The organism is Marinoscillum furvescens DSM 4134 (assembly GCF_003386095.1).
Taxonomy (GTDB): Bacteria; Bacteroidota; Bacteroidia; order Cytophagales; family Cyclobacteriaceae; genus Marinoscillum; species Marinoscillum furvescens.
Map to the genome: position 1 here is coordinate 170,248 of NZ_QREG01000014.1, position 9,535 is coordinate 179,782.

Consider the following 9,535-nt stretch of genomic DNA (forward strand, 5'->3'; position numbering starts at 1 on the left):
GCATGCGGGTATGTTCTTCAGATTCAATTTTCAATAGTCCCAATTCCTTCCCTCCCCTATCTTTGCGCTGCTATGAATCAACCGACACACTGGAACATCCTCGTGCCAAATGGCGCTGGCAAAGAGCAGCTCATCAAAGACATTCTCAACAACAAACTCTTGCCTGAGCTCGCAGGCCAAAAGACTGAACTGTATGCGGCCTCAGCCATAGCCAGGTACATCCGTGAAGAAGAACTGCATGACCTCTATGTGGTCACCAACGAGCGGGGGCAGCCGCTAAAATCCATGTCCAGCGGAGAACGCAAAAAAGCCCTGCTCCGGCATATCCTCCAGCAAAAACCTGATGTCCTCATACTGGACAATCCCCTGGACAGTCTCGATGTAGCAGGCAGGACAGCACTGATTGAGCAAATCTCGCAACTGGCTACGGACACGGCCATTGTAAATATCGTGAGTCGTAAACGAGATTTTCTAGCACTAGATTCCTCTCACCTGATTTACCAAAACAAGACACTGAAAGCCTACCCAGGTGAAAGTAATGAGCCGACCAAACGATGGTTTGCGCAAGACCTGCCAGCTCCCATCAGCGAGCCTCCTACCAGTGCCAACCCACTGATAGACCTACGCCAGGTCAGTGTCAGCTATAGTGAGCGACCGATACTACAAGACATCACCTGGCAGATAGCTCCGGGAGCATTTTGGCAACTCAAAGGCCCTAATGGCGCGGGAAAAACCACCTTACTCACCATGATCACTGGGGATAATCACAAGGGTTATGGACAAGATCTTACGCTGTTTGGGTATAAAAAAGGCAGCGGCGAGTCGGTATGGGACATCAAAAAGAATATCGGTTACTACACCTCCACCATGACGCACGATTTCTGGAGACACCAGAGCATTGAGTACATGGTCATTTCAGGCTACTTTGATTCGGTAGGCCTCTACCAGCGTCCATCCGAACTGCAGCTCAGACGCACCAAAGAATGGCTGGAGCTCATAGGCCTGGAAAAACAACGCGAGAAACCATTTGTAAGCCTCCCTGTTGGCTGGCGCCGGCTGGTGTTGATCGTACGCGCCATGGTAAAACACCCTCCACTACTCATATTGGATGAACCCACCTCTGATCTGGATGACGAAAATACAGCACTCATCACCGAGCTGATCAATAAGATTGCTAATGAAAGTAATACAGCCATCTTATACGTTTCACATCAGGATGAACCCGGCCTGCAACCCGAGCACGTTTTCGAACTCATCCCCACCCCTGAGGGGTCTGCAGGTAAAATACTCTAACCTGTACGCTAACTGCATTTGCCGCTGGTGAATAGCCAGGTTAAGGCGGAGGGCTTCTAGGTTCATGCGGATGAGAGTTGCCTGCCTCGCCGGCAGGCGGGCGTTGAAGCGGTGGGCTTCTGCGTTCGTGCGGATGAGAGTTGCGTTCATAGGGTGGAAAGTTGCGCTGATGCGGACAATAGTTGCGTTCATGCGGACGATCGTCGCGTTGAGGCGGAAGGTGGCTGCGTTGAGGCGGAAGGTAGTTGCGTTAGGACGGGGATAAGTCGCGTTCATATGGTGGATAGTTGCGTTGAAGCGGACAATAGTTGCGTTCATGCGGACGATACTCGCGTTGAGGCGGAAGGTTCCTGCGTTCACAGGGAAGATAGTCGCGTTGGGGCGGAAGGTAGCTGCCTGCCTCGCCGGAAGACGGGCGTTCACACGAAAGGTAGCTCCGTTCGGTTAAGAGCTGCACCTTCTTCACCTCATTGCAGGATATTTCCTAATTTTACCCATGCCCGAACAGAAAGGTATCCCCATATATAGCCTGGATAAGTTTAAGCCCGTACCCGGTTCTGCACTTCCCTTTCAGATAGAGGTGTTTGACGCCAACCGCCACTTTGAGGTACTCTACCCGCATCGTCATGATTTTTTCGAGGTGCTTTTTCTCACCCATGGCTCAGGCATCCATGTGATCGATAGCAACGAATACGAAATCAAGCCACCGTGTGTCTTCTTCCTCAGCCCGGGGCAAACCCACAAGCTGGAGCTCTCGAATGACATAGCCGGGTATATATTCTTGTTTACCGCTGAGTTTTACCTACTCGATCGCAGCAACAAAAACAAACTCCTGGAGTACCCTTTCTTTTTTAATCTAAATCAGGAAAACCCTCCTCTGGCTCTCACAGACACCAGCGATGTAGCCTTTCTGACTGCCCTTTTTCGCAAAGGAGCAGCATTGATGCAGGAGCCCGAAATCGGTGAATTTGCAAACTCATTGCTCGACCTGATCCTCAACACATGCGAGCGACTTTACCCGCACGACATCCGTGCTATTGAAAAAGGAAAAGGGCACATGATGGTAAAACGCCTGCGGAAGCTCATCGAGGAAAAATACCACCAAAACCTCAGCATCAAAGAATATGCAGAGCTGCTACATGTGAGTGAAAACCACCTCACGCACATCGTACGTGACCTTACTGGCAAAACCTCCAAACAGCTCATCATAGACAAGCAAATACTTGAAATAAAGCGACTTCTAAAACATTCTGACCTCACAGCCACAGAGATTTCTCAGCACCTCAACTTCTCCGATACGTCCTATTTTAGTAAATTTTTCAAAAAACAAACAGGACTCACCCCAAACGAGTACAGAGACAAATCATTGAAAAGTACCTAAACTACCCACATTATCACCACCATTTTCCCACGGGGATTTTGCTCCTTTGTATCGGTAAAAAAGACACGTTTTAAACTAACAGATACATGGGCAATTATTTCAACACACTCCCACTGCGGGAGCAACTCAACCAACTCGGTGTTTGCGAATTCATGGACAATTCTGAATTCAACGACGGAGTGGAAGCGCTTAAAGGCAAAAAAATCGTCATTGTAGGTGCTGGAGCACAAGGGCTCAACCAGGGACTCAACATGCGTGACTCTGGGCTCGACATCTCTTACGCGCTACGTCAGGCAGCTATCGATGAAAAAAGAGCATCGTATGTAAATGCAACAGAAGCTGGCTTCACCGTAGGAACTTACGAGGAGCTCATCCCTACCGCTGACCTGGTGATCAACCTGACTCCAGACAAGCAGCACACCAATGTGATCAATGCAGTAATGCCACTGATGAAAAAAGGAGCTACCCTTTCGTACTCCCATGGGTTCAACATAGTGGAGGAAGGCATGCAAATCCGTGAAGACATCACGGTAATCATGGTGGCACCTAAATCTCCGGGATCAGAAGTTCGTCACGAATACCAGCGTGGATTCGGCGTGCCCACGCTCATCGCCGTACACCCAGAAAACGATCCTGAAGGTAAAGGCTGGGCATATGCCAAAGCATACGCAGCAGCCACTGGTGGACACAGAGCCGGATGCCTCAAATCTTCTTTCGTGGCAGAAGTAAAGTCTGACCTTATGGGAGAGCAAACTATTCTTTGCGGGTTGCTGCAAACAGGCTCTATCCTTTGCTTCGACAAAATGATCGAAAAAGGTGTAGACGCTGGATGGGCTGCCAAATTTATCCAGTACGGATGGGAAGTAATCACTGAGTCACTGAAACACGGTGGTGTTTCAGGTATGCTCGACAGACTGTCTAACCCAGCAAAAATCAAATGTTTTGAGGTTTCGGAAGAGCTCAAAGACATCATGCGTCCACTTTTCCAAAAGCATCAGGATGACATCATGTCTGGCGAATTTTCATCTACCATGATGAAAGACTGGGCTGAGGACGACAAAAACCTCCTCAACTGGAGAGCACTTACCGGTGAGACACAGTTTGAGAAAACGCCTATCGCAGACGTAGAGATCACTGAGCAGGAGTTTTATGACAAAGGCCTCCTCATGGTAGCCATGGTACGAGCTGGTGTAGAGCTGGCGTACGAAACCATGACCGAAGCAGGAATCAAAGGCGAATCTGCATACTACGAGTCGCTGCACGAAACTCCACTTATCGCCAACACCATCGCGCGTAAGAAGCTTTTTGAAATGAACCGCGTAATATCGGATACTGCTGAGTACGGCTGCTACCTGTTTGACCATGCTTGTAAGCCATTGCTTGCAGACTTTATGAGCAAAGTAGACACTGACGTAATAGGCAAAGACTACAACGAAACAGTGGACGGTCAGGTAGATAACGTAACGCTGATCCAAATCAATGAAAAACTGAGAACACACGATATCGAAATCGTAGGAGCACGACTCAGAAAAGCGATGACTTCAATGAAGCAAATCGCTCTGGGATAATTACCCTCCTTTCACATACATTGAAAAACGGCCTGGATGCAAATTCAGGCCGTTTTTTTTATCCCCCAATGGTACCGCTTGCAGCGTCTTCCTGCCACTTCCAGACTGAACCCACAATTCTCCCACCCTCCAAAACGGTGGTTTCAACTTATAGCACCGACCACTTAACGATTTTCTCTATTCTTCTCAGCCTAAGGATGTTTCATTGCATTATGGTTCGGAATTTCCGAATCCTTTAGCATAACCCAAAAACACAATTAGCTATGAAACATTTCAACACACTATTCACCCATTTGAAGGCCCATAGGTGATTCACCTAATGACCTTGTAACAAACACCTAAATGTTGAATTTCAGGAAATCACCCTTATTTGAGAAGCATATGATGCGGACTTTTGCATCGTTGGTAACCCCAATAACCCGACTGCTCAAGCGGTCTCCCTTCCCTACCGACCGCTTAAGGTCACCTGTTAGATTTCTCTTATCCCCAACCATGAGAGTTGATTTATTCAACATTAAAAGAGCGCATTATGATCGCCATCATGGACTTAACACTATCAATAGCTTGCACCACCTAGCTGGTAAGCATTGCACTCTAATAGCTATGCAGCTCCACGCACCGAGCTTCGATTTAAACAATTTAACCACACAATAGAAATGAATATTTCGCTACGCCAATTCTTCCTGGTGTTGTTTTTGACCACCATCACCCTGGCCAACGCAGCCACCAGATCAGACACACCTGTCATCACGACAGATTTTTGTCAAACCACCGCTCTCACGAAAATTGAAGGCACCTCTACTGAGCCAGCTGGCTCGCTGATCGAGGTGTTTATCCGTGTTTCTGAGCTGGATGTAAAAGTTTCACTAGGCACCGCCACGGTCAACACGGACGGCACATGGGCGCTCGATGGGTTATCGGTTTCAGCCGGATTGCTCTCAGCTACTGCTACAGCCTCTGGCGAGGTGGTTAGTTTGCCATCTGCTGAAGTAGCAGTCACGGTACCGCCAATCATTTCACAGGGTGTGCTTTCCAACCCTACCGTATGTGGAGTACTAGATGGCACCGTGCAATTGCTCGGTTTTTTGCCGTTTACAGAATATGACCTGTACTACACAGACGAAAGCGGATTTCAGTCACTGACGGTAACGGCTGACGCACTTGGTCAAGTAACCATATCGGGATTGGGTGCAGGCGAAATTCAGGAAATCTATGCCAGCCTCAACGGTTGTGTGTCCAATACCATCTGTTCGATTGAGCTACTGGACCCTATTTTACCATCTTTATCACTGGGTGTACCGGTGCAGCCTTTATTGTGTGGAGGCACTGGTGAGATTGTCATTGTCGGTGCTCCATTGCAAACACTTGATTATGAGGTTTCTTACTTCGATGGCACTACCACAGTTGGACCTACTACTATCACTAGCAGCATACTGGGAACAATTACCATCACCGGACTTGCACCGGGTGTGTACAGTGATTTTGAAGTTACTCGCAATGGATGTAGCTCAGGTTTGTTGTTAGATCGCATTACCATTTTCGACCCAATTTTACCGCTATTTTCGACAGGTGTGGTCACCCCTCCATCCACCTGTACTGCATTAGACGGAAGCATTCAGCTCACTGGTCTTGGGCTCAATACCACCTATGACGTACTCTATGAGGATATTGATGGAAATACGCTTACCACTACGCTCAGTACACCACTCGCTGGCACTACCATTACCTTGCCCACGCTTGGTGAAGGCGTATACAAAAACTTAAGAGTAGTTGGTGGAGGATGCCAATCCAGAACACTCGGCGACATTAGTCTTTCGGCCACTACCCCAAACATTAGCCTACTTTCTGCTGATGGGCCGCTCAACTGCCTGGCAGTGGATGGCTCCATCACTGTAGACAACCTGGTACCTTTTGATACTTATGATGTACACTTTAGTGTGGATGGCGTACTTCAGCCTACTGTATCTGCTACTGCTGATGCCAGTGGTATCCTGGAAGTCACAGGACTCGGTGCTGGTAACTACACAGACCTTTACGTAAGCCAGGGCAATTGTCAGTCAAATGTTCTTACCGACATTATCGGGTTGGATGAAATAGATCTCCCGGAGATTTCTTTGGGTGTTCCTTCATTGCCAAGTACCTGTGCCACCACAGATGGAAGCATTACCCTATTGGGACTTCCTGTTACGGATTACCTGTATGACATTACTTATGTTAATTCTTTGGGTGTTCAAACGGAATCCATCATGTCAGCTAGTGGCGTTATCACGATTTCCAACTTATTAGGAGATAATTACTCAGACATTCAGGTTTCACTAAATGGTTGTGAATCCAATACGATCGTTTGTCCTGTAGACCTCACCAAAGCACCAGCCCTTACATTAGGAGTAGTCACTCCTGAAACTGCTTGTGGAGCTGGTGATGGGAGTATCAGTCTTTTGGGTCTTCAAATAAATGAAACCTATGACATCTCCTACAGGGATAGCAATGGTGTACAAAGCATACTCGGTGTGAATAGTGGATTACTGGGCACCCTAACCATTACGGGTCTAAGTGCTGACACTTACTCAGACCTTACTGTAACTACAGGTGGTTGCACCTCTGAGCCTTTGGCAGACATTAGCCTAGGTAGCTTACTCAACATTTCATTAGGCACTACTGTAAATCCTACGAGCTGCGGTGCAGCAGATGGCTCTATTGCTCTTGCGGGACTTCTTGGGTCTACCACTTATGATGTTTCATACGTTTCTGACGCTGGAGCAACCACCGTGAGTCTGAGTACTGACGGGCTCGGCAACCTGATCATTCCCGGGTTGGAAGCTGGCAACTACAGCGATATCAGTGTGGACAATGGAGGTTGTTCGTCCAATACTTTACTCGATGTAGTATCACTTACAGATGTTGGCCTTCCAAACATTACTTTGGGTGCATCAGTAAATCCTTCGGCATGTGGTACACCAGACGGTTCTATCACATTAGGTGGACTTTTAGCCAGCACAACCTACACGGTGAATTATGTCACCAGTGCCGGCCCCCAAACCGGAAGTTTTGTAACAGATGCCCTCGGAGTATTAACTATCACCGGTCTAGGTGCGGACAGCTATCAGGATATTACTGTATCCACAGGTGGATGTACTTCCGACCCGCTTCCAGGCATTGTAAGCCTTGTGGATGTAGGAACTCCCGTGCTCAACTTAGGAACTACAGTAAACCCTACCACATGTGGTGCTTCAGATGGAATTATTGAATTAACAGGTCTTTTGGCCAGTACAGCCTATGATGTAATCTACACAACCAGTGGTGGTGTACAACCCCCTGTTAGCATTACATCAGATGGGTCTGGAAAACTTTCCATAGCAGGACTGGGCGTGGAAGTTTATGAAGACATTAAAGTTTCTATCGGCGGATGTATTTCTGCAACTGTAGGTCCCATTGAACTCAAATGTTACGAAGACGCCACTTATACCGTCATAGATCAAACGATCGACCAATTGAGCGATAGTGACACATTGGCGATTCCGTCTGACGCAGATGGTCCAATTGTGTGTGCTTCCGTACAGTCTGGCACCTTGCCAAATGGTGTAAGCATTGATGCTGTAACGGGGGTAATTACCGTTTCGGCAGAAGGAGACCTTAACGTAGGCACCAGCACAGTTACGGTTCGCATCATCGATCAGCTCGGTGACACCACATTCCTGGGTGTGACGCTCAATATTTTAAACGACAAACCACAGGCTACTCCAGACTCCTACACGGTAAATGAAGGCGATACACTTAACGTTACTGATGCTGACGGGTCAGGAGGAAATCCAGCTTATTTCGGAGTGTTGGTTAATGATTCTGACATAGCAAACTCAGGACTTACTGCTAACAAAATCAATGACCCGTCACACCACAGCGGTACTTTTACACTTAACCCGAACGGGACATTCGAATACATACACGACGGCTCGGAAACCACTTCTGATACGTTTTCTTATAGGCTCACCGATGGATTAGGAGCAGCCGATACTACTACAGTTACCATTTCTATCCTACCGGTAAATGATGCACCAATTGCATTAGATGATGCCTATACGTTTGATGAAGGAAGCTCCAACAATGTAGCTGCCGTATCAGGCGTATTGGTCAATGACTCAGATGCTGAAGACAGCACATTAACGATCATTCTTATTGAAACTCCATCCGAAGGAACACTCACATTAAATCCTGACGGTAGTTTTTTATACGTGCACAATGGTTCTGAAACCACCTCCGATCAATTCAGGTATAAAGTAAATGACGGAGCACTGGATAGCGATACAGCTACTGCGGCCATTGCCATCACTCCTCAAAACGACGCTCCAGTAGCCGTTGCAGACGCATATACTTTCGATGAAGGATCTACGAACACTGTAGCTGTGGGAACTGGTGTACTCGCCAATGACTCAGATGCTGATGGTGATGCCATCACAGCGATCCTGGTTTCTGACGTGTCCAATGGAACATTGACATTGAACGCTGACGGAAGTTTTGATTATACGCATGATGGTAGCGAAACCACTAGCGACAGCTTTACTTATAAAGTCAATGATGGTACGGTAGATGGAAACACTGTAACAGTGACACTAACCATCGACCCTGTAAATGATGCTCCAGTAGCCGTTGCAGATGCATACACATTCGATGAAGGAGCCTCTAACACGATCGTAGCAGCTTCAGGTGTACTCGCCAACGACTCAGATGCGGACGGTAATCCAATCACAGCTGTGTTAGTAGATGACGTATCTAATGGAACTTTAACTCTCAACAACGACGGTAGCTTCTCTTACACTCACGACGGATCTGAGACTACCAGCGATAGCTTTACTTACACCGTCAATGACGGTACTGTAAATGGTGATACGGTCACTGTATCGTTCACAATAACGCCTCAAAACGACGCTCCCTTAGCCGTTGCTGATGCATACACCTTCGATGAAGGATCATCGAACACTGTAGCTGTTGGAACTGGCGTACTCGCCAATGACTCAGATGCCGATGGTGACGCCATCACTGCAATCCTGGTGAGCGATGTTTCAAACGGAACGCTGACATTGAACGCTGACGGAAGTTTTGATTATACGCATGATGGTAGCGAAACCACTAGCGACAGTTTTACTTATAAAGTCAATGATGGAACAGAAGATGGAAACACTGTAACAGTGACATTAACCATCACTCCTCAAAACGACGCTCCAGTAGCCGTGGCAGATGCGTACACCTTTGATGAAGGTTCTACGAACACTGTAGCTGTTGGAACGGGCGTACTCGC

The 9,535-nt window shown here is 47.6% G+C and carries 4 protein-coding genes; all 4 read left to right on the forward strand.

Features of this window, described 5'->3' with window-relative positions; genetic code table 11:
• Positions 1–72: 72 nt before the first annotated feature.
• Entirely contained in the window at positions 73–1,293 is a 1,221-nt protein-coding gene (locus C7460_RS15155) for an ATP-binding cassette domain-containing protein (RefSeq protein ID WP_115868961.1), read from the forward strand.
• A 496-nt stretch (positions 1,294–1,789) separates the two neighbouring features.
• Positions 1,790–2,674: a helix-turn-helix transcriptional regulator gene (locus C7460_RS15160; protein WP_115868962.1), complete on the forward strand. Its 885-nt coding sequence runs from the start codon at positions 1,790–1,792 to the stop codon at positions 2,672–2,674.
• An 86-nt stretch (positions 2,675–2,760) separates the two neighbouring features.
• The gene (ilvC, locus tag C7460_RS15165; protein WP_115868963.1) at positions 2,761–4,242 is read left to right on the forward strand and encodes a ketol-acid reductoisomerase; all 1,482 of its coding nucleotides are present in this window, start codon (positions 2,761–2,763) and stop codon (positions 4,240–4,242) included.
• A gap of 656 nt (positions 4,243–4,898) precedes the next feature.
• Positions 4,899–9,535, forward strand: a 4,637-nt coding sequence (locus C7460_RS15170; RefSeq protein ID WP_115868964.1) for a beta strand repeat-containing protein, incomplete at its 3' end; no start/stop codon positions are given.

Bases quoted from the DNA above. Each gene is read 5' to 3' on its own strand.
- C7460_RS15155 (WP_115868961.1), top strand. From the start codon at position 73: ATGAATCAACCGACACACTGGAACATCCTCGTGCCAAATGGCGCTGGC.
- C7460_RS15160 (WP_115868962.1), top strand. From the start codon at position 1,790: ATGCCCGAACAGAAAGGTATCCCCATATATAGCCTGGATAAGTTTAAG.
- ilvC (WP_115868963.1), top strand. From the start codon at position 2,761: ATGGGCAATTATTTCAACACACTCCCACTGCGGGAGCAACTCAACCAA.